We start from the raw sequence: 23464 nt of genomic DNA on the forward strand, positions 1-23464 counted from the left end.
GAGGTGACAGGTTTTGATCATTATAAATAGCAGCGTCATAACAGAAACGGATATTTTAAAAGACCATGCAGTCGTTGTCGAAGGGGATATCATCAAGGGAATTATTCCGATGACAGCAGCAGATACCGAAGGTCATGACAGAGTGATTGATGCAAAAGGCGGTTATGTGACTGCAGGTTTTATCGATATACATTCCGATTATATTGAAGGAATTATCGCACCGAGGCCAACGACAGTAATGGATTTTAACATCGGCATTAAAGAGTCGGAAAGAATTTTAAGTTCACACGGCATCACGACGATGTTCCATTCTTTATCGATTTACAAACAGGATCTGTTCGGTCATAAGCCGGTCAGACAGCCTGACAATGTTAACAAGTTAATTCATGCCATTCACCGGACACACTCTGAGAAACATTTAATCAGACACCGTCTGCATGCGCGCTTTGAGCTGGATTCACTCGGCATGGTCGACACGATAAAAGACCATATCAAAAACGACCGTGTGCATCTTCTCAGTTTTATGGACCATACCCCAGGTCAGGGACAGTACCGCAATATTGAGAAATACCGTCACACGATGAAAGGCTATCAGGATCTTTCAGACGAAGAAATCAATAAGCAGATAGAAAATAAAAAGGAAATGGACAGACTGTCTGTGTCAGAAATGGAAGAAATGTCGGAACTGGCCAGGTCTAAAGGGATTGCAGTCGCGTCACATGACGATGATGCAACGGACAAAATTGATTTTAATGAAACACTGGCAACGACCATCAGCGAGTTTCCAATCACAATGGAAGTTGCAAAATATGCCCACGGCAAAGGGATGTACACACTGGCCGGTGCACCAAATATAATGCTCGGCGGTTCGCATTCAGGAAACTTAAATGCCAAAGATGCCATTATGGAAGGCTGTATCTCCATTCTATGCAGTGATTATTATCCGCCAGCTATGCTGCACTCTGTTTTTAAATTACACAAAGAGGCAAATTATTCACTGGTGGACGGTTTCAAACTCATCACGCTTAATCCAGCTAAGGCTGTTCAGATGGATGATGAAATCGGCTCAATAGCACCTGGGAAAAAGGCGGATTTAAACGTGATTAGAATTTTTGATGATTATCCGACGATTACGGAATGTATCGTCAACGGAAAAATTGTCAGCCAGTATCACTACCGAATAGATTAGGAGGATTACTATGATTAAAATCAATGATTTTAGCAAATCGTTTACGATTCATCACCTTAACCAGACGAGAGAAGCGGTCAGCGGTGTTACATTTGATGTGAAAAAAGGTGAATTTCTCGGCATTGTCGGCGAAAGCGGCAGCGGTAAATCAACTATATTAAAAAGTATTTACGGGACGTATAAGCCGACAACAGGTGCTGTGACGTACGCTTCAGAATCTTTTGGTGATGTTGATCTGCACAGCATTACTGACAGGGCGCTGATTCAGCTGCGCACTAAAGAAATCGGTTATGTCTCACAATTTTTAAAAGTGATGCCGCGGACGACGACGCTTGAATTAGTCATCAACTCTATGCTCGAAATGGGTATCGATAAAGACACTGCAGCCGTTAAAGCGAAAGAAACACTCAGACACTTCGATATCCCTGAAGCACTGTGGCATAACTATCCCAATACGTTCAGCGGCGGTGAAAAGCTGCGTTTAAACATCGCCTGTGCAGTCGTTAAAAATCCGCGTCTGCTGCTGCTCGATGAACCGACAGCATCCCTCGATGAAAAATCCAAGCTGAAAGTCAGAGAAACCATTTCAAAGCTGATCGATAACGGTACGACATTAATCGGCATTTTTCACGACCTCGAATTTATGGACGGCTTATGTACTAAAGTCTATGACATGAACACGAAATCGCTCGAGGAGCGTGCCGTATGATGAACAAAATAGATCTGCATGTACACAGCAACTTTTCCGATGGTAAAGATAGTGTAAATAAAGTGCTGGATCTGGCTAAAGCACGCGGTGTTAAAATGTTAAGCTTCGTCGATCACGACACAAATTTGACATATAATGAAGCGCTTCAATATGCAAGACGAACAGGAATCGACCTGGTTCCTGGGATAGAAATTTCAGCCTATGATTTTAAGCGCAAAAGAAAAGTGCACATTTTGGGTTACAACTATGATTTAGATGCCCCAAACATTAAAAAGTTAACAGAACCTTTACTTTCGAGACGTCATCAGCACTCTTTGGAACAAATCAAGAAGATAGAAGATTACGGCATAGATGTCGATATGGAGGCGGTCAAAAAGACTGTCGGTCCAGCTGGAGTTATATACAAGCAGCACATTATGCATGCAATTTGCGATGATCATTACACATGTCCTAAATATACGACTAAGTACAGAACGTTATTTAAAAATAACGGTCCGGCGAGCGGAGACATTGAATATATCGACTACACCGAAGCACTGAAGGCGATTAGACAGGATAACGGTTTGGCTGTTATTGCTCATCCCGGCCAGCTTCAAAGCTATGAATTGATCGATGACAGCTATGAATTGATCGACGGGGTGGAGAAATATCATCCGGATCACGGTCCGGAAGACTATGAAAAAGTAGACGAATTGTGTGAAAAATATGGATTATTTATTACAGGCGGATCGGACTATCACGGAGATTTTGGTGCTGACGTTGAGATGGGTATAGACAGTGAATTATTAAAAGAAACGGCAAAATTATTTAGATAATATAAACATGTGTTAAATAGATGTAAAGTGCATTTACTTGCATAGGAGAATCATTTTTAATTAATCATGTAAATAAAACTGAAGGAGTTTGAAAATGAAAAAGTTATTTAATGTTTTTCTTGGTTCAGCTTTTGTATTAGCTTTAGCAGCATGCGGGGGAGAAGAAGAGGCGCAGACAGAAGAAGGTTCTGAAACAGCAGCAAACAGCGACGAGCCATTAAACCTTGTCTGGTACCCGAACGAATCAGGTAATGAACTTGCTGATGCCCGTGAGGAAATTGGTGCCATTTTAGAAGAGGCAACAGGCAGAGAAGTAGAACATGAATTAACTACAGACTATGCAATTGCAATTGAAAGTATTGTCAATGATAATGCTGACCTGGCATTCACAGGTGCAGAAGGATACATACAAGCGAAAGAACGCAACGATAATATAGAACCATTAGTTGTCCCTTCAGGTCCATCAGGTACTGAAGAAGATGCTTTATACTACAGCTGGTTTGCAACTAAAGTCGACAACATGGAGCAGTACGAAACTGGAGAAGGCGAGTACTCTATCGACGAATTCCCAGGCAAAAACTTCTCATTCGTATCAACATCATCAACTTCAGGATTCAGAGTACCGACATCAACGATCTTAAACAAATTTACAGAAACTGAAGAATATGCAGATTTAACTGAAGAAGACCTAGCTGAAAGCGGCCGTTTCTTTGAACAAGTAATGTTCGGTAACACTCACCAGGGTTCTGCAGTGAACTTAATAAATGACAGAGCGGATGTTGCAGCATTCTGTGACACTTGTGTTGAGAACTACGTCGAGCTTGCTGAAGGTGAAGAGAATACACCAGGTGCAATTTACGAAGTTTCTGAAGGTGCAGCAGATCCATTCTCTAACCTTGCAGGAGAACAATTCGGAATTATCTCTGCAACACCGGTACTGAACGCGCCGTTTATCGGTAATGTCAGCACTTTAGGTGAAGAAACATTCAACGAAATTCAGGAATTATTAGCTTCTGACGAAGTAGCTAATAATGAAAAAATATTCGTTCCTGAAGATTCAGAAGAAGGCGGATTATTTACTAAATCAGCAGACGAGCGTTTCGTAATTGTTGAAGATGAGTGGTTTAATCCAATTAGAGAACTGAACAGCGGCAACTAAATTGAAAATCTAACTGACATCTAACGATATAAAATTTATTCAACTAAGAGGGGATTTCCCCTCTTTTTAATTAGGAGGCAACATTCCATGGCGGTGGAACATAAAACAAAAGAAACTGTAAAGAGCAGAACAGATTTTAATAAGAAAGAGACGGATGAAGTTCTGATCTCTTTCGATGAAGATTTAGAAGTTACAGGTAATGAGATTGATACTGCATCGAAAAAAGAACTTAAACAAATGCCTGTAATTATGTCTATTGAAAATCTTAATAAGGAATATTCAAAAGGAAAGTCGGTCCTTAAAGGGATTAACTTCAATATTAAACAGGGTGAATTATTGTCTATTATCGGTCCATCCGGTGCAGGTAAGTCTACGTTACTTCGTTCGATAAACCGCATGATAGAGCCGACTTCGGGTAAAATTACGTTTGATGACAAAGATATTACAGGCGTTAAAGGCAAAGAGCTGAGAAAAATGAGAACGAACATCGGCATGATTTTCCAGCACTATAATTTGGTAGACCGTCTGTCTGTATTTGAAAACGTCATGCACGGAACATTAGGCTACAAGAATAGTCTGCAGGGCATTTTCTCTATGTATACAGAATCTGAAAAAGAAGAGGCACTCGATATCATTACTGAGCTCGGTATTCAAGATCATATTTACAAGCGCTGTGATGAATTATCTGGCGGACAAAAGCAGCGTGTCGGTATTGCCCGTGCACTGGTTCAAAAACCTAAAATCATCTTATGTGATGAACCGATTGCTTCACTGGATCCAAGTTCTTCAAGAGTCATCATGGAGCACTTAAGAAAAATATGCAGTGAAAAAGGCATTACAGTAATCGTTAACCTCCATCAGGTAGATGTTGCTAAAAACTATTCCGACCGTATTATCGGCTTGAATAGCGGACAGATTGTTTATAACGGCCATCCATCTGAAATTGATAAAGAAGTCATCCAATCGATTTACGGTACAGATTTTGACGACTTAATTACGGAGTAGGTGAGTAAAGATGAGCAAAACTAATACGATACAGGCGAATGAAATTAATATTATTCAAAAGAAAAACCTCTATTTGCTTTTGACAGTTGTAGTTATTGTCGGGTTAATCATGCTGGCGAGCTACATCACGGAATATAATCATATTGAGGGTGTCTTATCGATACCTGCTGCTGCCTCATGGATGGCAAGCAATATGTGGTTTTCTGCCTCAACCCTGGCTAACTTAGGCAGTGTTGCAAGGCTGTTATGGGAAACAATTTTAATCTCAATCGTGTCGACGACGACAGCAGCAGTATTTGCCGTTGTCTTTGCACTGATGGGGTCTAAATTAACTTACATTAATAAGCCTTTAATGCTGGCTGCTAAAGTAATCGCGTCGATTTCACGTAATATTCCAGTGGTTGCCTGGGCTTTAATTTTAGTTATCAGTTTCGGAACGAACTCTATGACAGGATTTTTAGCACTATTCTTCGGCTCTTTTGGGTTTTTAGTCAGAGCATTTGTCGAAACAATCGACGAAGGCAGTGAAGACTCAGTCGAGGCTCTAAGAGCAACGGGCGCAACTTACTGGCATACTATTTTTAAAGCAGTCTTGCCTGGCAGCATGCCCCAGATGTTCAGCTGGATTCTCTTCATGATTGAAACGAATATCCGCAGTGCGACCTTAGTCGGGCTTCTGACAGGAACAGGTATCGGTTACTTATTCGATCTTTACTATAAGCAGCTGAACTATGAAATGGTGTCACTGATTACATTGTCAATCGTCATCGCAGTCCTTGTGATTGAAGCAATTTCAAACATCATCAGAAGGGAGATTTTATAATGACGGCAATCGTTGAACGTAATAAAAATGGCGGCATTAAAGTCTCTAAACCGAATAGAGGGCAAAGAATATTAAAAGCCTTGCTGATCGGATCAGCAATATTCACAGTTATCGGTTTCTTCATCATGGATTACTCCGGGCTTGATTTAACTCAGGCTATTCCAATGACTTTTGATAATCTCGGACAGATGTTTTTATCTCCGAGCTTAAATAATACAACGTGGTCGAGTGCGCTATGGCAAGTAGCGATTACACTGTCTCTTGCATTTCTGGCAACGATTTTAGGTGCAGTGATTTCACTGTTCTTAGCATTCGGTACGGCGGTTAACTTATCAAAACCGTGGATCAGCAACACGATAAAAGCATTCATTACCGTTGTGCGCGCAGTACCGACAGTGCTGTGGGTATTAATCTTTGCGATTGCAGCAGGACTCGGTGCAGTTGCAGCAGTTATCGGCATGATTTTCCATTCCATTGCTTATCTGGTAAAAGCATACTCTGAAGCATTTGAAGAAGTAGATGAAGGTAAAATCGAAGCGCTGAGAGCATCAGGTGCGAGTTACACTCATATACTGTTCCAGGTTATCGTGCCTCAGACGAAAAGCTACTTAATTTCATGGACATTCCTGCGCTTTGAAATTAACTTTGGTGTTGCAGTTGCAATGGGGGCCGCAGCAGGCGCGGGTGGTATCGGTTATGAATTATTCATGGCCAGCACTTTCTACTACGATATGCAGGAAGTCGGCGCCATTACTTTAATTATACTAGCAGTCGCAATTGTTCTAGAGCTGATTGCGAATCAGTTAAAGGTCAGAGCGTAAGATCAGGAAAGTATTTGACTGGTATAAGAGAGAAAACGCACTTAACTCTAAATGAGTTAAGTGCGTTTTTCACCGTCTTTAAATAAAGAACAGCATGTGAATTAAAGTTGGTACAACGAAGCTGCCGATAAAAATCATATAATACAAATCTGGGCGGTCGTCTGCTTTGGCGAACTTGTTTGCGAGCGTTCTGAACAGTACAGAAGCGACAAAAGCAAAAATAACGAATGCAAAAAATCCAGTCGTATAGTAAATAAAATTGAAGTAAATTAACGCGATAAACATAACGAGATATAAAAGAATACCGCAGACGAATGAGAGTATATATTTTTTCTGTTTAGACATAAAGCACCTTTATAAAATGTATTTCTTTCAATGATATATTAACCCTTTAAGATATGCAATTTCATGTAATTAAGGTTATAATTTCATGTAACAGAGATTGGAGTGATAAGTATGTCATTTGTAAAATACATTGAGTCTAAAGATGGAACATTGCTTTATACTAAAGTGCAGACGACAGAACAGCCTGAAACTGCCAAGGCGACGGTGATTATGGTGCACGGTCTCGCAGAGCATCTGGGACGCTATGATGATTTCGCAGGTCTGTTAATTCGCAGCGGTTTTAATGTGATACGCTACGATCAGCGCGGCCACGGACATTCTTCAGGGGAGAACACGTTTTATTCTGATGTGGATGAAATTACGGATGATTTAAATGCAATTGTACTCTATGCAAAAAAACTGCTGTCTGAACAGCAAGTTTTCGTGATTGGCCACAGCATGGGCGGTTACACAGCTGCTTTATACGGCACGAAATATCCAAGAAAAATTGACGGGTATATCACTTCGGGTGCTTTAACTCGTTATAACCATGAATTATTTAAAGACGTACCGGTAGGACTCGACAGCAATGATTATATTAAAAACGAGATGGGCGAAGGTCTATGCAGCACTGAAATTGTACTGAAGCATTACATTGAAGATGCTTTAAACAAAAAAGAAATTTCAATCGGTCTCATCAGAACGCTGGACAAAGGCATCGAATATTTAAAACTTGAAGCGGGAGATTTTAAAGATCCGGTACTTATTCTTCACGGAGAAAATGACGGGCTCGTATCACCAAAAGATTCAGAGCAATTCCACGATGAGATTTCTTCCAGCGATAAAGCACTCATTATATATCCAAAACTGGAGCATGAGATATTTAATGAATTTACTAAGAAAAATGAGATTTTCAATACGGTGATCAAGTGGATCGAAGACCGTTTGACAAAGGCTGCAGAGGAGAAAACAGAATGAATATTACGGACGCAATACAAACGAGAAGAAGTATAAAAATATTTAAAGATACGGCGCCGATCAGCAAGGAAAGCGTGGAACAGCTGCTGCAGGCGGCGGTAATGGCGCCGAACCATCACCACACTGAACCCTGGAAGTTTTTTGTACTCCAGGGTGACGGGCGCATGCCCTTGTCAAGAGTGCTGGCAGAGTGGGCGAAAACCCGAGTAGATGATCCGGAGTCAGAAGCGGGGCAAAAACGCATTAACAAGCTGAGTTCAAAACCGCTGATTGCGCCGACTGCCATTGTGGTTGCACTCAGCCCGCAGGAAAATAATGACAAAGCGATTTATATCGAAGATGTCTCAGCAGTTTCAGCTGCGGTGCAAAACATACTCCTTGAAGCACATGGTATGGGGCTCGGTGCCATTTGGAAAAGCGGACCGGCATATTATGCAGAGCCAGTTAAAGAGTACTTTAAGCTGACTGATAACGAAGAGATTTTAGGTGTGATCTTCATCGGTGAATCGGATATGAAGAAAAATCCAGAGCCGAAACGCACGCCGTTTGAGGACAAAACGGTATGGATTACAGAGGATGACAAATAGATGAAAAAAGCAGCAATCACACTATTTTTAATCGCAACACTGCTGATGTTCAGCGTCGGAAAAATTATTCCGATGGAATATAATTTTATCGTGTACCTGGCGGTATTTATATTATTCATTGCAGGGGTCTACTGCAGTGTCAGCATCGATTCAGATACGGAATGAAAAAACTGTAAAATATGCATTATTTATGACTAATAGGGTAATTCCATTAATATGGAGTTACTCTTTTTTTATTTTTTATAATGATTTTAAAATAATGGGGTGATAAATGATGCGTCAATACATAACAGGCCTGCTGCTGTTCATCGCAGCAGCTGTCTTAAGTGCCTGCGGCAGCCCGGAAGATAAAACGTTGTCTAATATAGAAACGATTGAGAGAGAAACGATACCGGCCTTAACAGAGACGCTGCAAAATCTTATTGATTTTGAAAGTGAACAGAGCGGATTGTTTAATGAATCGATTGCTGATGAGTCGCTGGATAATTTTAAAAATGACCAGTCTGAACTCTACAATAATTTAAATGAACGCACTGAGCTGGCAAACAGCCTGGAAGAAATAGAAACGGATTTAAAATCTGCAGCAGAAGATTTTAAATCATATGATGTAGATGACAGCAGCGAGCTGAACGAAGAAATGCTGACTAATTTGTCCGACACTTCGGCGGGACTTGCTGAAAGTCTGCAGGCAGTCAGAAGCGGATATCAGGACATTAAAAATAGCGAGATTTCATTTTTTGAGTCACTGGCAGCTGACGGTGCGGATTATACTATGATGACCGAAGGTATCGCAGCCGTAAATGAGCAGCATGAACAGATTTCACAGAATTACGCTCAGATTAACGAGCAGCTGGCAGAGATACGAAGTTACGGCAATACAGTTAAGCAGGCACTCGGTGAAGAAACGGATGGGGAAACTGCGTCTCTAGAAGAGACTAATACAGAAAACAGCGGGGCAGACAGCAAGGCGGAGACGGCGTACATAGTCGACGGTGAAACATCGAGTATTGTACCGGCGGATGAGCATACTGATGCCAAGGCAGTACTCCTGACTATCGATGATGCACCAGATCAAAATGCGGTGGATATGGCGAAGACATTAAAGAATTTAGATGTTCCTGCTATATTTTTCGTTAACGGGATGTTTATCGAGTCAGAAGAGGGTCAAAGTATGCTGAAAGAAATCCATGATCTGGGGTTTGAAATCGGAAATCATACTTATAATCATTTCAATATGCAGGAACTTACACCGGAAGATGTCCGCTTAGAAATTGCTGATACAAGTGATTTAATTGAAGAAGCAATCGGAGAACGGCCGAGATTTTTCAGAGCACCGTTTGGTGTGAATAGTGAAGCATCGATCAAAGTTGCTGAAGAAGAAAATATGACGGTTATGAACTGGACTTACGGCTTCGACTGGGAACCTGACTATCAGGAAAGCTCAGCACTGGCTGATATTATGGTCAACACAGAAATGCTGTCTGATGGAGCGAATCTGTTAATGCATGACCGCAGCTGGACAGCTGAAGCTTTGCCGGATATCGTCACTGGCATTCAGGATAAGGGATATTCGTTTATCGATCCAGCACTGATCAGTTCAGAAGGCGGGGTGACTGAATGAGTACGAGAAACTTTTTAATTATGACTGGCGGAATATTAGCGGTTTTATTTATACTGCTCGGTTTTGCTATTCGGGCAGAGCTTAATGAGGGGACACCTGAAACAGCAGAAGCCCCAAAAGAAGAATCGTCAGAAGAACCGGCAGAGGAGCAGACAACAGACACAAAAGAGGAGACAAAAGAAAATGAAAGCGCTGCTTTAAACTTAAATGAAGGGCCTTTATACGCGGTCGATAAAAATACAGATCCTGTATTCCAATATCAGAGCGGGGTAGACATTGCTTACCCTGAAGAAGGTGTAAAAGGAATATTTGTCACCGGATTTACTGCGGGCGGCGAACGTATGCAGGAGCTCATTGATCTCGTAAATAATACGGATTTAAACTCGATGGTCATCGACGTAAAAGAAGATATTGGTGACATTATGATGCCGCTTGATGTCGATAATGAAATTGCACAGAATTATATGTATGATTACATCAACCCTGAAGATTTAATGACGACGCTTCAGGACAATCAAATATACCCGATTGCAAGAATTGTCGTCTTTAAAGATTCAAGGCTGGCCATGGAACGACCGGATCTATCGTATCAGAACAGCGATGGGACGGTATGGCAAAACGGCAGCGGGGAGAGTTTCGTTAATCCATTCTTAAAAGAGGTATGGGATTATAATGTGGATATTGCAATCGAAGCTGCTAAACTCGGTTTTAAAGAAATTCAGTTCGATTATGTGCGGTTCCCGGAATCATTTGAAACACTGTCGTCCGGGCTGACTTATGACTTCGGTGAATACGCGGATACAGAAGCCGATGAAGTCCAGCAGAGAGTGAATGCAGTCACTGATTTTGTTGCTTATGCCAATGAGCAGCTGGAACCTTATGATGTAGACGTTTCTGTCGATGTTTTTGGCTATGCGGCCACTCAGCGTGAGGCACCTGGAATCGGACAGAATTTTTCTCAAATTGCGAGTAATGTCGATGTTATCTCGTCGATGATATACCCGTCACACTGGGGGGCAGGGGCCTTTGATTTCAGTACGCCCGACACTGAACCGTACGGCGTGGTAGATGAATATATGAAAGTGGAAAACGAAGTGCTTGGAGCACTGGAAAGTCCGCCGAAATCGAGACCGTGGCTGCAGGACTTTACTGCGTCGTATTTAGGTCCTGGAAATTATCTTAATTACGGTGCAGCAGAAGTCGAAGCTCAAATTCAGGCACTGAAAGATAATGGTGTAAACGAATATTTATTATGGAATGCACAGAATACGTATTCAGAAGGTACAGAATATTAATAAGTTTCATTAGAAAATCCCTGCCGGAAACATCAGTGAAGGCAGGGGTTTTCGTATCTATTTCCCATTTGCATTTTTTCACATTATTTCATTAATATTATGCATTTTGAAATAAAATTTCATAGTAAATAGATAAGTATACTTTCATAAAAATTGTTAATATACATATTATGTTGACTTTATAGTGTAAAAATATACCTAAGGATTTGATTTGTGGGTGATAATCGTGTATAGTGTAAAAGTCGTCTTAATATAAAATTTCATAAGATTGGAGAGGATATTTATGAGGTCTGAGCAAACAGCAGATCAACAGATTGAAACGACCGAGAGTGATCACTCATTATCTAAAGTCCCATATAACGAACGCAAAATGGGCTGGCTGAGTATTACCAACATTACTTTTGGTATAGCAACAGCAATATTCTATTTTCAAATCGGCAGTGTTATGGCACTGCAATTCGGTGCAATTAATGCATTGATATCAGCTGCATACGCAATCATCGTTGCAGGCGTCATGGGGACAGTTATCGTCTACCTTTCCGCAAGGTCTGGAATGAACGTAAACTTAATGTCCAGAGGCGGAGGCTTCGGCTACATAGGTGCATCACTGACGTCTTTAATATATGCTTCTAACTTTATTATGTACTGCGCACTTGAAGGTATGATCCTCGTATACGCAGTAAATGAATTCTTCCCTTTTATTCCTGTATGGCTGCTCATAGTCGTATTTGGATCTCTTGTTATTCCACTTAACTGGTTCGGAATTAAACAGCTCGATAAATTACAAAAATGGTCATTGCCAATATTTTTTGTCTTTCTGATTACAGCTATCGTTGTATCATTTATGACACCATCACAATACGACGGTGCATTCTGGACATATATGCCTGAAGGTATGCAGATTGGCGGAACAGCACTGCTCTTATGTATCGGTATGCAGCATGGAATTATCGGACTGACAGCACTGATTGCATCGGACTATGCCCGATTTTTAAAACCGGAACATATTAAAGGCGGATCACTAGCGATTGGTTTTATCCCGCAAATTTTCTGTTACGGTGTTATGGGCGGCCTCGGTGTATGGTTTGGCGTACGTTTAAACGAACCCAACCCTGGTGTATACATCGTTCACCTGCTTGGAATCGGCGGTGCATTGTTTACAATGCTGACGCAGGTTCGTATTAATGTTACAAATATCTACAGCAGCTCACTATCATTATCGAACTTCTTTGAGAACGTTCTTAACTTTAAACCGGGACGCAGATTCTGGGTTGTCGTTGCAGGTGTTACAGCGATGATTCTCATGCTTGGCGGAATTACAGATCACCTCGATAATGCTTTAACCTTCCAGGGTGTATTCCTGATGTCATGGGCAGCTATTTTAGTAACGGACTTTCTCGTTGTTAAAAAGGCTATGAAAATCGGCCCCGGATATTATGAGGAACGTCAGGAACATTTATATAAATGGAATCCTGTCGGCGTCTGGTCATTGATTATCTCAAGTCTTTTAGGCACAGTTGCAGCCCTTGGCTACATGGGAACTTTCCTGCAAAGTACAGCTGCATTTTTCGCGGCAGCCTTAGCTGCAATATTGACTATCGTTATTGCTTACGTAACTAAAGGTAAGTATTACTTAAAAGACGAAGTAAAAGATATCGATGAAAGAGATATTCTCGTTAAATCAAAATAAATACAGTACACAAACAGGCTGGGACATGAGTCTAGCCTCCAGATCAAAAAGCGCACTTGCTCCCCTAGGAGGCAAGTGCGCTTTTTGGTGTGTCAACAGTATTCTACTCTGTATTTACATAAACATGAGGAATCAATACTCTGCAGTCAGGCTTGCAGAGTATCGTTTTTTGTTCAGGCAGCTGAACTTTTCTTTTTAAAGCGGCGTTTTTCCGATTCGTCAATTAAGACAGCAGCGGCAGCATCGCCTGTTATGTTCATAGTCGTGTAAGCCATATCGAGTATTCTGTATATCGCAGCAATTGGTCCCATCAGTTCAATCGGCAGACCGAGCAGAGTGAGGAATGAGGCGCCGAGTACAATACCCCCGCCTGGAATGCCAGGTGCAGCCATATTTATAACTGTTGCAATGATGACGAGATAAATAATCTGTCCGACACCCAATGGAATATTATAAAAATCAGATACGAAGACGGCAAGCAGACTGAAAGAAATTGCGCCGCCGGCCATATTAATCGTCGTTCCGAGAGGGACGACAAAATTAGTGATCGATTCACTGACTTTAAAATCTTTCTTGGTAACACGAATTGTTGTTGGCATCGTTACAGCTGAACTTGTTGTTGCTAATGAGACGAGCCATACTTTGTAGATACCTTTTAAAAACTGAACAGGGGTCATGCCTGTATATAGCCAAATAGGGATGAGCATTACGACGATGAAGGCAATAATACATGCAGCATAAGCTGTGATGATATACAGTCCAAGCGCTGAGAAAATCCCTGCACCGTATTCTGCTACAGCAAAAGCCATCAGTGAAATAATACCGATTGGCGTCAGTTCCATAATATAATTTAAAACTTTAAAAATGACTGATGATAAACTGTTAATGAAATTTTTAACCGGCTCTGCTTCTTTTCCGACTGCAACAATCGCAATGGAGAAAATAACAGTAAAAATAATTGTTGCCAGTATATCGCCTTCAGATAAGGCCATAAATAAATTATCAGGAATTATATTCATAAAGAAATCTTCGACAGAAGGCGAGGTCACTTCACCGTCATAGCTGCTTGAGCCGATGTTAATGTGATTTCCCGGTCTGACCAGATATGAAATTAATAAGCCGATAGCGGCAGTGGCAATAAACATAATAATAAATACAAATACACTCTTAAAGCCGATCCGGCCGAGGTCTTTGCCGCTGCCGATATTAATTATCCCTGTAGATACTGCAACAAATATGATTGGTATAATCATAGCCTGAATAATATTCAGGTAAATATCTCCGATGAATTTAATTTGTATGGAAAACTCGGGCAGAAATATTCCGAGCAGAATACCTAAAGCGAAGCCGATCGCAATTCTCGTAAATAAGTGGTTTTTACCTGTCAGTATATTCTTCATTTTGAATTACTCCTTCGTATTCGGGAATTTGTCCCTTATCGTAACTTCCTAAAATATTTATATATGATGTTTCCTTAGTCAAAACAGTGAGTGCTTTGTCAAAGTTCGGCCGGTCCACATCGTTTTCTATGTCTATAAAAAAGCCGTAAGAGAACGGTTTGTTTTGAATTGGACGGCTCATTAAATAGAGCAGGTTGATGTTATACGTTTTAAAGATGTCGAGAATATCGCTCAATGAACCAGTGCTGTGATCGGATTCAATATAGAGCGAAGTTTTTTCATGCAGAACTTTTTCGCTCAGTTCTTTAGTGAAAATTAGAAAACGTGTCGTGTTCAGCGGGTTATCGCTTATGTTTTCACGAATCACATGCATGCCGTAGAGCTCGGCGGCATGACTGCCCGCGATACTTGCGATAGTTTCATTATCTGATTCCTTGACCATATGAACAGCACCGGCCGTATCGCTGTATTCTTTTACTTTGATATCGGGATACTGGCTTAAATAGGTGTAGCATTGTTCCAGAGCTTCCGGATGAGAGTAGACTTCAGTGACCTTATCCAGTGTGACGGGTTTTTTAGAAATCAGTGCATGATCTATTTTTACATAGACTTCTTTTACCGCCTTAACATCGAGATATTTCATCAGATCAATCGTTCTCGTAATCGGCCCGCTGGTTGAATTTTCAACCGGCAGTGCAATGTAATCGACCTCGTCGTTAAGCAGTGCGTCAACGAGCAGTTTAAATGTCATATAACCTTCTGCTGTATATTCTTCATTGCCGGCATATGCTGCACACGCGAGGGTGCTGTAGCTGCCTGCTACACCTTGATAACCAATTTTCATTTAGAACACTCCTTATTTTTAATATTAAAAAAGACCGCTTGAATTCTGTTACAGAAATCCAATCGGTCGGTAAAGGTAGATATAAAAAAACCAGCCAATTAGATTTTCTAATGGCTGGTTTACTGCATCATTAATTCAGCCATCATAGATTTAGGTCCCGCCTATATCCACGATGGATACAGACGCTATCTAAAATAGCTGAAAAAGAATGTATTTAATTGTGATATTTCTGTTTGCTTCAACATAAAAATCACTCTCATCATTTAAAGTTTTAATAATGTTAATTAGTCTAACAATTATGAATTCTTTTGTCAATTTAAATTTGACCAAACTGTGCCTGATGGAGTCCTTTGTAAATTCCTGCATCAATAGATAAGAGTTCGTCATGCGTGCCGCTTTCGCTAATACCGTCAGGCGTAACGACCATAATCCGGTCGGCATTTTTAATTGTAGCAAGCCTGTGGGCGATTACTAAAGTTGTTCTGCCTTCAGCCAGTCTGTTTAAAGCATCTTGTATATACATTTCGGTCGCAGTATCGAGTGCGCTCGTTGCTTCATCCAGTACTAGAATCGGCGGATTTTTTAAGAACATGCGGGCAATGGCAATACGCTGTTTTTGTCCGCCGGACAGTTTAACACCGCGTTCGCCGACAATTGTGTCGAGACCATCTCTGTAACTGTCGACCAATTCTTTCAATTGTGCTTTTTCTAAAGCATCGTAAACTTCTTCATCTGTTGCATCGGGCTTGCCGTATGCGACATTTTCTTTTAAAGTGCCTGCAAATAAGAAGACATCCTGCTGAACTGTACCGATGTTTTCTCTAAGAGAAGAGAGCGTTAAGTCTCTAATATCCTGACCGTCAATTTTAATGCTGCCGTCAGACACTTCGTAAAATCTTGGAAGCAGGGAACATAATGTCGTTTTACCTGCGCCGGAAGGACCGACGAAAGCAATTGTTTCTCCGGGTGCAATATTAAACGATATATCTGACAGGACATTTTTTTCTTCGTACTTAAACGATACGTTATCGTATGAAATACTGCCTCTAACGTTAGTTAAATCACGCGCATCTTCTTTATCTTTTATATCCGGTTCAACTGCCATAGTGTCGAGGAAATGCTTAAATCCTGCGATACCGTTCGGATACAGTTCAATGACTGCATTAATTTTCTCCAGCGGCTTAAACAGTACATTGGAAATTAAAATAAAGGCAGCAAATTCACCGTATGACAGTTCGCCTCTCATAACGTAATAGGCACCGGCGATCAGTATGAAGACGGTGACTAAGCGCATGAGCATATATGTACTCGATGTATTAAATGACATAATTTTATATGCCTTTAGTTTTGTTGCTCTAAAGCGGTCATTTATTTTTTTGAATTCCTGCAATTCTTTCTCTTCGCTTGCAAAAGCCTGCACTAAACGAATACCGCCGATTTTATCGCCGATTAAATGGTTAAATTCAGACACGCGGCCGAATAATTCCCGAAAAGCGACTGTCATTTTTTTATTGAAATAAATAGCAATAACTAAAATCAGCGGAACGATAATAAATGCAATAATTGCGAGTTCTGGATGGATGTAATACATGATTCCAAAAGCCCCGAGCAAAGTCATAATTGCAATAAATAAATCTTCCGGACCATGGTGAGCCATCTCTCCGATGTTCATCAGATCATTAGTCAGACGAGTTAACAATTTTCCGGTTTTAGTATTATCAAAAAAGCGGAATGATAATTTTTGGATATGTCGGTATAAATCGTTCCGGATATCCCGCTCGATATTCGTCCCGAGCATGTGCCCCCAGTATGTTACGATAAACTGCATCAATGTATTGAACAGATATATGAGTACCAGTCCAAGCGCAGCGATTAAAATCCATTGCCAGTTTCCTGTAGGAAGCAGTTCATCGATGAACGTGCTGACGATCACCGGAAAAGCAAGTTCCAGCAAGCCGACGATAACAGCAGATAGAAAATCGACTGTAAATAAAACTTTATAAGGTGCGTAATAAGATAAAAACTTCTTCACCGTGCCCCAACCTTTCTTATGTAGTATAAGTATTTAGAGTATACCACTGTTAAATTTAAGGTGAATTCAATATTTGACTGTTTCTCTTTTATATAAATTAACTTATGGATTAAAGTGGTGTAAAATTAAGAATAAAGATTAGACACATTTGAGGAGTTTATACATGAGTAAAATAAACGTGGGAATAATATACGGCGGAAAATCGACGGAGCATGAAGTATCGATCCGTTCTGCCAAAAGCGTCTTCGAAGCGCTGAATAAGGAAAAATATACGGTTACACTGATCAATATAACTAAAACTGGTGAATGGCTTCTTGCCAAAGACAGCCAGGAGATAGTTTCGTTAAATGAAAGTAACAGTGAAAAACTGTCTGTAGTCCCTTCGATAGGGCTGACAGCCGGCGGCGAGGTTATAGAACTGGATGCGGTGCTGCCGATTCTCCACGGAACTGCAGGAGAAGACGGCAGTATTCAAGGACTGTTAGAACTGGCCGATATACCGTATGCAGGATGCAGTATTCGGAGTTCTGCAGTGTGTATGGATAAGGACATGACAAAGCGGCTACTGCAGCTATCAGGTATCGACGTTGCACCGTCGCTTGTCGTCAATTACTACGATAAAGATGCACTGAAATATGAAGCGGCTAAAGAAAAGCTAGGTATCCCAATGTTTGTCAAACCGGTAAATCAAGGTTCGTCAGTGGGTGTATCAAAAGTTGCGGATGAAGATTCTTTTTATGAAGCGGTGGATTCTGCGTTTTCATTTGATACAAAAGTAATGATCGAAAGCGGTATTGAAGGCCGTGAAATTGAAGTCTCTGTCATTGGAAACGAAGAGTTATTTGTTTCAGTGCCGGGTGAGATTGTGTCACAGACTGATTTTTACTCATACAGTTCAAAATATCTGGATGAAAATGGTGCGCTGTTAAATATCCCGGCACAGCTGGAAGATGAGACGTTTGAAAAAATTCGTCAAATTGCACGTGAGACCTTTAAAGTGCTCGACTGTGAAGGGATGGCGAGAGTGGATGTATTTTTAACAGCTGATGAAAAAGTGATTGTGAATGAAGTGAATACTTTACCCGGCTTTACGAGTATCAGTATGTATCCGAAACTGCTTGAAGCGTCGGGGATGCCGTATACAGAAGTACTGGACAAACTAATAGAATTAAGCCTGGAAAGATATGAGCGTTCAGAGAGACTGAAAACAGATATTTCTTAAGAGAAGGAGATAATTGTATGATCATCCGTTTAGCAGATGTGAAAGATGCCAAAGGAATCGCCAGGGTGCAAGTAGAGAGCTGGCATACGACTTATCCAGGCATCGTTCCTAAAAGTTATCTCGACAGTCTTGATGTGAAAAAACGAGAAAAAATATGGAAACAGGCAGCACAAAACCAGCCGCTTTATGTGGCGGAGCTGGAAGGTGACATCGTCGGTTTTGCCATCGGCGGTGAGAACAGAGATAAGGATACATATCCGGAATACGACGGAGAACTGTATGCGATATATTCTTTGAAACGAGTTCATAAACGGGGTATTGGCCGTGAATTATTTGAACAGACTGCCCGCAATTTATCGGCACGGGGTTTTAAAAAAATGGTTGTTTCCGTTTTATCTGAAAATCCGGCTGTTGATTTTTATAAGCATATGGGCGGCCATTTTCTCGGAGAAGAGACGATTACAATTGACGGTAAAGCAATAGCGGAGTCATTTTACGGTTACGACGACATCAGCAAAATTTAATAAGGGGATGACAGAATTGAAAGAAGAATTAATTGAACGTTTAACAAGATACACAAAAATTGATACACAGTCGGATGCGGGCAGTGCGTCCGTTCCTTCGACAGCTAAACAATGGGATCTTTTAAAAGAACTTGAGAGCGAATTAAATGTGATTGGCATGAGCAATGTCAGCCTGGACAGTAAAGGGTATTTGTTCGCTGAATTGCCTCAGAATACTGAAGGAAAACCAGTGATTGGATTTTTAGCTCATGTAGATACAGCGACAGACTTTACCGGTACGAATGTTAAGCCGCAGCTTGTTCAATATGAAGGAGGCAGCCTTGTTTTAAATGAGGCACTTAATGTTGTGCTGACTCCTGAACAGTTCCCCAACTTGAATAATTACACGGGGCATACGCTGATTACTACAGACGGTACGACCTTGCTTGGTGCGGATAATAAAGCAGGTATTGCAGAAATTATGACAGCTGTAGAGTATTTAATTGGTCATCCGGACATTAAGCACGGCACAGTTAAGGTCGGCTTCACACCGGACGAGGAAATTGGCCGCGGTCCGCATGACTTTAATGTCGACCGTTTTGCTGCAGATTTTGCCTATACAGTTGACGGCGGTCCACTCGGTGAATTACAGTATGAAAGTTTCAATGCTGCGGGTGCAACAGTAAAAGTGAAAGGCAACAGTGTCCATCCTGGTACTGCTAAAAACAAGATGGTCAATGCTGTACGGATTGCAGCAGATATTATTGCTGATTTTGATGCGGCAGATACGCCTGAAAAGACTGAAGGGTATGAAGGATTTAATCACGTGCTGAATTTCTCCGGAGATGTTGAGTACTCAGAATTTACGATGATTATCCGCGATTTTGATGCTGCAGCGTTTAAAGCGCGCAAAGATTCAATTGAAAAGAAAATTAATCATTTTAAAGATAAATATCCTGAAGCGGAAATAGAGCTGGATATGAATGATCAGTATTATAATATGAGAGAAGTTATAGAAAAAGATATGACGATTGTAAGCTTGGCAGAAAAGGCGATGACATCACTGGGTATTAAACCGGTTATCGAACCTGTTCGCGGCGGCACTGATGGTTCACAGCTGTCATATAAAGGACTGCCTGCACCAAATTTATTTACTGGCGGAGAAAACTTCCACGGCAAGTTTGAGTTTGCATCCGTTAACGATATGGAAAAATCAGCACAGACGATTGTTAAAATTATTGAATTGAATGCTGAGTAATATAAAAAACTGGAAGTTCGACATTGCAATGTCGAACTTCCAGTTTTTTTATTTATTCATTATTAATGTTTTTAGTATCGTCTTGTATTGGACGGGCTTTTGCGATAGATTTGCCAATGACATCATCTGTCCCTATGCGTTTTAAGAAAAGTGCAGCAATTAAAGCCAGGAATAAAAATCCTGTTCCGACTAAGAATGCCAGATTGATCCCTTCAAGTGTTGCCTGGTTAATCATCGCTTCAGTCGGATGATTCATATTATTGACAGAAATATTTGTATAGGTCTGCATTACGGTAATTAAAAGTGCAATACCTATTGAGCCACTGACCTGATTCAGCATACTGTTTAACGACGAACCGTGCGGTGTTAAATGAGGCGGCAGAGAGTTCATACCGTTAGTCATCACCGGTGTCGTTACCATCGTCATGCCGAGTGCACGGATCATGTAAATTGTTAGCAGATATGTGAAAGGTGTGTCGATCTCTAATCGGCTCAGGAAGAATGTCGTGACAACAGCCAGCGTCAGTCCAGTAATAGCCATTATTTTTGGACCGTACATATCAAACAATTTACCAGATACAGGACTCATGAAGCCCATTATTAAAGCGCCGGGAAGCATCAGCAGTCCAGTATCAAGCGGACTGAGACCCTGAATATCCTGCATGAAAATAGGAATGAGAATCATGCCCGCAAAAAGTGCCATGTTTGCAGCACCGATAATTAAAGAAGCAATTGTATACATAGGAAATTTATATACTCTGAAGTCGAGCATAGGATGCTCCAATTTAAATTGTCTGACGACGTATAAGGTGACACCTGCAATACCGAGCAGTAAGGGTATCAGCACGCTGGAACTCGCAAGGCCGTTTTCACCTGCGGAACTCAGACCGTAAAGCACGCCGCCAAAACCGATTGTCGATAAGATAATAGATGGAATATCGATGTGCGCCTGGCGATGCTGCTGAACTTCAGGCAGCTTCCAGAACCCGACTGCAAGTACGATAACAAGCAGCGGAATCATCATATAAAACAGCATGTGCCAAGAGTATTTTTCAACTACAATCCCCGACACAGTCGGGCCGATTGCAGGAGCGAAGAACATAACTAAGCTGAATAAGCCCATGGCAGTCCCGCGTTTATGAGGCGGGAAGCTGCTTATCATAATATTCATTAAGAGCGGCATCAGCATGGCTGATCCACTTGCTTGGACCATACGTCCTATAATCAGAACGAAGAAGGCAGGTGAAAAACCGGAAATAATAGTCCCGGCCAGAAACAGCATCATCGCTGTTAAAAATAATGTACGTGCACTGAATTTCTGCATTAGATAGGCTGTTGTAGGGATGATAATACCTGAAACAAGCATGTAAGCTGTAGAAACCCATTGCACAGCTGAAGTGGATATCCCGAAATCATTTTTAATTGCGGGAAGAGCGACGTTTAAAAAAGTGTTCGATAAGAACGAAATAAAAGCACCGGACAGCAAAATAATAATTAATCTGTAATCCGGTTTGCTTTGTGGTGATTCGGACATTTAGTTTCCCCTTTACCTTAAAATCAATCTAACTATTATACCCCATATTAAATAAAATTTCACTAATTTTTTATCCGATTCGATTATCAATCTGAATGAAAATAAAGTAACCGACTGTTATCCCCAGTAATACTGATATTGGCAAAGCATATGTGTCAGGGATTGATGGTAAGAATGTTTCAATAATCCAGTAAATTCCGGCAAAGCATAATGCCATGACGATGATAGAAATTAATGTGCGTGTCATAATTTTCCTCCTTAAAAAGACATCCTTCTTGTAAATCTTATCAGACCTTAAGCTAGACATGTGAGCAAAATACCTTGATAATGTAAAGTAATCAGGATGACTGGGGGGGTCAACTTATTATGAAAACAAATTTTCATAATTATGCCGAAGAATATTTTAAACACAGAAATGATATTCCAAGTGCATTTTTTGAAGAACTGACTAAGAGGAATATTGAGCTGTCGGGCAGTAAAGTGGCAGATATCGGGGCTGGGCCCGGATTTGTCAGTAAAGTTTTAAGTGAACACGGCGCAATTGTAGATGCTGTCGAGCCGTCAGAAGAATTTATTAAAATTGGTAAGAAATATGTCGGTGATGATGACAGAATCAGTTTCACTAAAGGGACTGCAGAACATACGGGTTTAAATGACGATACTTATGATATTGTCATTGTCATGCGAGCCTGGCACTGGTTTGAAAGTGATAAAGCTTCAAAAGAAATGAGACGTATTTTAAAACCGGATGGTCTGTTAATTGTTGCCGATGTCGGTTTTAAAGTAGCGAGTAAAATGATGAAAGACTCTATGAGGATTGTTAAGAAAAATTCGAAACACGAAGAGCTTAGACCTGCAGGTTCAAAAGAAGATTCAATCCAAATGATCAATGGCTTTCCAGTTGAATGGTTCAGCGACTGGCGCCATGAAAGACTAGACCTTGAAGAATTTTTCAAACATGAATACAGAATTAAATTTACAGATCAGGAATGGCTGGGCAGATTAGGAACATCCTCATGGCTGGTCAGTTTTAAAAAGAAACAGATGGACAAAACAATGGAAAAAATATCAGAGCAGCTGGATTCTAAAGATAATGAGAGTAAACATAAAGTGCCGCATGTCCTGAATGTTGCAATTTTAAAAAATAAATATAAATAAATATATCAAAAGAGAGCGTAAAATTTCGCTCTCTTTTATTTTTTTGCATAAAATATGAAAACGTTTCAATACAAAAGAAATTAATGAAAACGATAACAAAGTGATTAAAAATACATACAGATGAATAAGATTGTCATATTGTATATTTGCATAAAATTTAACTACATTACTTATTGGCAATAATTGAATTAACTAAAAATTGTTAATAGATTTACTTTGATAAAACCATCACATAATCTTTGAAAAGCCTTGGTATATATAGTATTATTAAGATACATAAAAGAGGTACAGAGAAATACTCTAATATAAAAATTTCAAATGAGGAGGAAAAAATAATGATAATTTCACACAAGCTTACTGCAGAGGTCCGCATGGAGGAATACAAACAAGTTGCGTATAATAATTCAATTTTAACAGAGAAAAAAAGCAGCAAAAATGTTAAACGTCCATTTTTAAACAAATTAATCAGCGCTTTATCTCTTTAATTTCAAATTAAA

General features: G+C 40.4%; 24 protein-coding genes. 18 read left to right on the forward strand and 6 right to left on the reverse strand.

Going from position 1 to position 23464, the window contains the following annotated elements; all coding sequences use genetic code 11:
* The first annotated feature begins 13 nt into the window (after window positions 1-13).
* The 7 genes from phnM to IEU81_RS10040 all read left to right on the forward strand — a co-directional run bounded on the left by phnM (window position 14) and on the right by IEU81_RS10040 (window position 6521).
* Window positions 14-1189, forward strand: a complete 1176-nt coding sequence (gene phnM / locus IEU81_RS10010; RefSeq protein WP_186090867.1) for a phosphonate metabolism protein PhnM — start codon at window positions 14-16, stop codon at window positions 1187-1189.
* Window positions 1190-1193: 4 nt separating this feature from the next.
* Window positions 1194-1898 (forward strand): phosphonate C-P lyase system protein PhnL, encoded by a 705-nt coding sequence (locus IEU81_RS10015; protein ID WP_208454712.1) that lies wholly within the window; start codon window positions 1194-1196, stop codon window positions 1896-1898.
* Window positions 1895-2713 carry a PHP domain-containing protein gene (locus IEU81_RS10020; RefSeq protein WP_231957231.1) on the forward strand — a complete coding sequence of 273 codons (819 nt, stop codon included), beginning with the start codon at window positions 1895-1897 and terminating at the stop codon, window positions 2711-2713. Before IEU81_RS10015 ends, IEU81_RS10020 begins: the two co-directional genes overlap by 4 nt.
* Before the next feature lie 94 nt (window positions 2714-2807).
* On the forward strand, window positions 2808-3872 hold the full coding sequence (locus tag IEU81_RS10025) for a PhnD/SsuA/transferrin family substrate-binding protein (RefSeq protein WP_186090871.1): 1065 nt from the start codon (window positions 2808-2810) through the stop codon (window positions 3870-3872).
* A gap of 237 nt (window positions 3873-4109) precedes the next feature.
* Window positions 4110-4877 carry a phosphonate ABC transporter ATP-binding protein gene (gene phnC / locus IEU81_RS10030; RefSeq protein ID WP_186091031.1) on the forward strand — a complete coding sequence of 256 codons (768 nt, stop codon included), beginning with the start codon at window positions 4110-4112 and terminating at the stop codon, window positions 4875-4877.
* Window positions 4878-4887: 10 nt separating this feature from the next.
* Window positions 4888-5700: a PhnE/PtxC family ABC transporter permease gene (locus tag IEU81_RS10035; protein WP_186090872.1), complete on the forward strand. Its 813-nt coding sequence runs from the start codon at window positions 4888-4890 to the stop codon at window positions 5698-5700.
* The gene (locus IEU81_RS10040; RefSeq protein ID WP_186090874.1) at window positions 5700-6521 is read left to right on the forward strand and encodes a PhnE/PtxC family ABC transporter permease; all 822 of its coding nucleotides are present in this window, start codon (window positions 5700-5702) and stop codon (window positions 6519-6521) included. The genes IEU81_RS10035 and IEU81_RS10040 overlap by 1 nt, the downstream gene beginning before the upstream one ends.
* A 78-nt stretch (window positions 6522-6599) precedes the next feature.
* Here IEU81_RS10040 and IEU81_RS10045 read toward each other — a convergent pair whose 3' ends face one another.
* Window positions 6600-6866, reverse strand: coding sequence for a hypothetical protein (locus IEU81_RS10045; RefSeq protein ID WP_186090875.1), 267 nt, complete (start codon window positions 6864-6866; stop codon window positions 6600-6602).
* A gap of 111 nt (window positions 6867-6977) precedes the next feature.
* Here IEU81_RS10045 and IEU81_RS10050 point away from each other — a divergent pair, with 111 nt between their 5' ends.
* The 6 genes from IEU81_RS10050 to IEU81_RS10075 all read left to right on the forward strand — a co-directional run bounded on the left by IEU81_RS10050 (window position 6978) and on the right by IEU81_RS10075 (window position 13016).
* Window positions 6978-7823, forward strand: coding sequence for an alpha/beta hydrolase (locus IEU81_RS10050; RefSeq protein WP_186090877.1), 846 nt, complete (start codon window positions 6978-6980; stop codon window positions 7821-7823).
* Window positions 7820-8410, forward strand: coding sequence for a nitroreductase family protein (locus tag IEU81_RS10055; protein WP_092596593.1), 591 nt, complete (start codon window positions 7820-7822; stop codon window positions 8408-8410). The genes IEU81_RS10050 and IEU81_RS10055 overlap by 4 nt, the downstream gene beginning before the upstream one ends.
* A complete protein-coding gene (locus IEU81_RS10060) occupies window positions 8411-8575 on the forward strand; it encodes a hypothetical protein (protein ID WP_176760592.1) in 165 nt (54 codons plus the stop codon). It begins immediately after the preceding gene.
* 106 nt (window positions 8576-8681) lie between these two features.
* Window positions 8682-10031, forward strand: coding sequence for a polysaccharide deacetylase family protein (locus tag IEU81_RS11025; RefSeq protein WP_231957232.1), 1350 nt, complete (start codon window positions 8682-8684; stop codon window positions 10029-10031).
* Window positions 10028-11326, forward strand: coding sequence for a putative glycoside hydrolase (locus IEU81_RS10070; RefSeq protein ID WP_231957233.1), 1299 nt, complete (start codon window positions 10028-10030; stop codon window positions 11324-11326). The genes IEU81_RS11025 and IEU81_RS10070 overlap by 4 nt, the downstream gene beginning before the upstream one ends.
* Before the next feature lie 283 nt (window positions 11327-11609).
* The gene (locus tag IEU81_RS10075; protein ID WP_186090878.1) at window positions 11610-13016 is read left to right on the forward strand and encodes a purine-cytosine permease family protein; all 1407 of its coding nucleotides are present in this window, start codon (window positions 11610-11612) and stop codon (window positions 13014-13016) included.
* 173 nt (window positions 13017-13189) lie between these two features.
* Here IEU81_RS10075 and IEU81_RS10080 read toward each other — a convergent pair whose 3' ends face one another.
* The 3 genes from IEU81_RS10080 to IEU81_RS10090 form a co-directional block, all read right to left on the reverse strand.
* Complete coding sequence (locus IEU81_RS10080) at window positions 13190-14416, reverse strand: dicarboxylate/amino acid:cation symporter (protein ID WP_186090880.1); 1227 nt, start codon at window positions 14414-14416, stop codon at window positions 13190-13192.
* On the reverse strand, window positions 14394-15260 hold the full coding sequence (locus IEU81_RS10085) for a prephenate dehydratase (RefSeq protein WP_186090882.1): 867 nt from the start codon (window positions 15258-15260) through the stop codon (window positions 14394-14396). Before IEU81_RS10085 ends, IEU81_RS10080 begins: the two co-directional genes overlap by 23 nt.
* A gap of 316 nt (window positions 15261-15576) precedes the next feature.
* Window positions 15577-17292 carry an ABC transporter ATP-binding protein gene (locus tag IEU81_RS10090; RefSeq protein WP_186090883.1) on the reverse strand — a complete coding sequence of 572 codons (1716 nt, stop codon included), beginning with the start codon at window positions 17290-17292 and terminating at the stop codon, window positions 15577-15579.
* Window positions 17293-17455: 163 nt separating this feature from the next.
* Between IEU81_RS10090 and IEU81_RS10095 the strand changes: the two genes are divergently transcribed.
* Genes IEU81_RS10095 through pepT form a run of 3 tightly spaced genes read left to right on the forward strand, consistent with a single transcriptional unit; the run spans window position 17456 to window position 20275 of the window.
* Window positions 17456-18514: a D-alanine--D-alanine ligase family protein gene (locus IEU81_RS10095; protein WP_186090885.1), complete on the forward strand. Its 1059-nt coding sequence runs from the start codon at window positions 17456-17458 to the stop codon at window positions 18512-18514.
* A 17-nt stretch (window positions 18515-18531) separates the two neighbouring features.
* On the forward strand, window positions 18532-19038 hold the full coding sequence (locus IEU81_RS10100; protein WP_186090887.1) for a GNAT family N-acetyltransferase: 507 nt from the start codon (window positions 18532-18534) through the stop codon (window positions 19036-19038).
* Between the two features lie 16 nt (window positions 19039-19054).
* Entirely contained in the window at window positions 19055-20275 is a 1221-nt protein-coding gene (pepT, locus tag IEU81_RS10105) for a peptidase T (protein WP_186090888.1), read from the forward strand.
* A 52-nt stretch (window positions 20276-20327) separates the two neighbouring features.
* Here the strand turns inward: pepT and IEU81_RS10110 are convergent, their stop codons facing one another.
* Both IEU81_RS10110 and IEU81_RS10115 read right to left on the reverse strand, forming a co-directional pair.
* A complete protein-coding gene (locus tag IEU81_RS10110; protein ID WP_186090890.1) occupies window positions 20328-21809 on the reverse strand; it encodes an MDR family MFS transporter in 1482 nt (493 codons plus the stop codon).
* Between the two features lie 70 nt (window positions 21810-21879).
* On the reverse strand, window positions 21880-22056 hold the full coding sequence (locus IEU81_RS10115) for a hypothetical protein (RefSeq protein ID WP_176760591.1): 177 nt from the start codon (window positions 22054-22056) through the stop codon (window positions 21880-21882).
* Window positions 22057-22175: 119 nt separating this feature from the next.
* Here IEU81_RS10115 and IEU81_RS10120 point away from each other — a divergent pair, with 119 nt between their 5' ends.
* Both IEU81_RS10120 and IEU81_RS10125 read left to right on the forward strand, forming a co-directional pair.
* Complete coding sequence (locus IEU81_RS10120) at window positions 22176-22967, forward strand: class I SAM-dependent methyltransferase (RefSeq protein ID WP_186090891.1); 792 nt, start codon at window positions 22176-22178, stop codon at window positions 22965-22967.
* 335 nt (window positions 22968-23302) lie between these two features.
* The gene (locus IEU81_RS10125; protein ID WP_176760590.1) at window positions 23303-23452 is read left to right on the forward strand and encodes a hypothetical protein; all 150 of its coding nucleotides are present in this window, start codon (window positions 23303-23305) and stop codon (window positions 23450-23452) included.
* The last annotated feature ends 12 nt before the right edge of the window (window positions 23453-23464 follow it).

The sequence above is a fragment of the Jeotgalicoccus aerolatus genome (assembly GCF_014635205.1).
Lineage (GTDB): Bacteria > Bacillota > Bacilli > Staphylococcales > Salinicoccaceae > Jeotgalicoccus > Jeotgalicoccus aerolatus.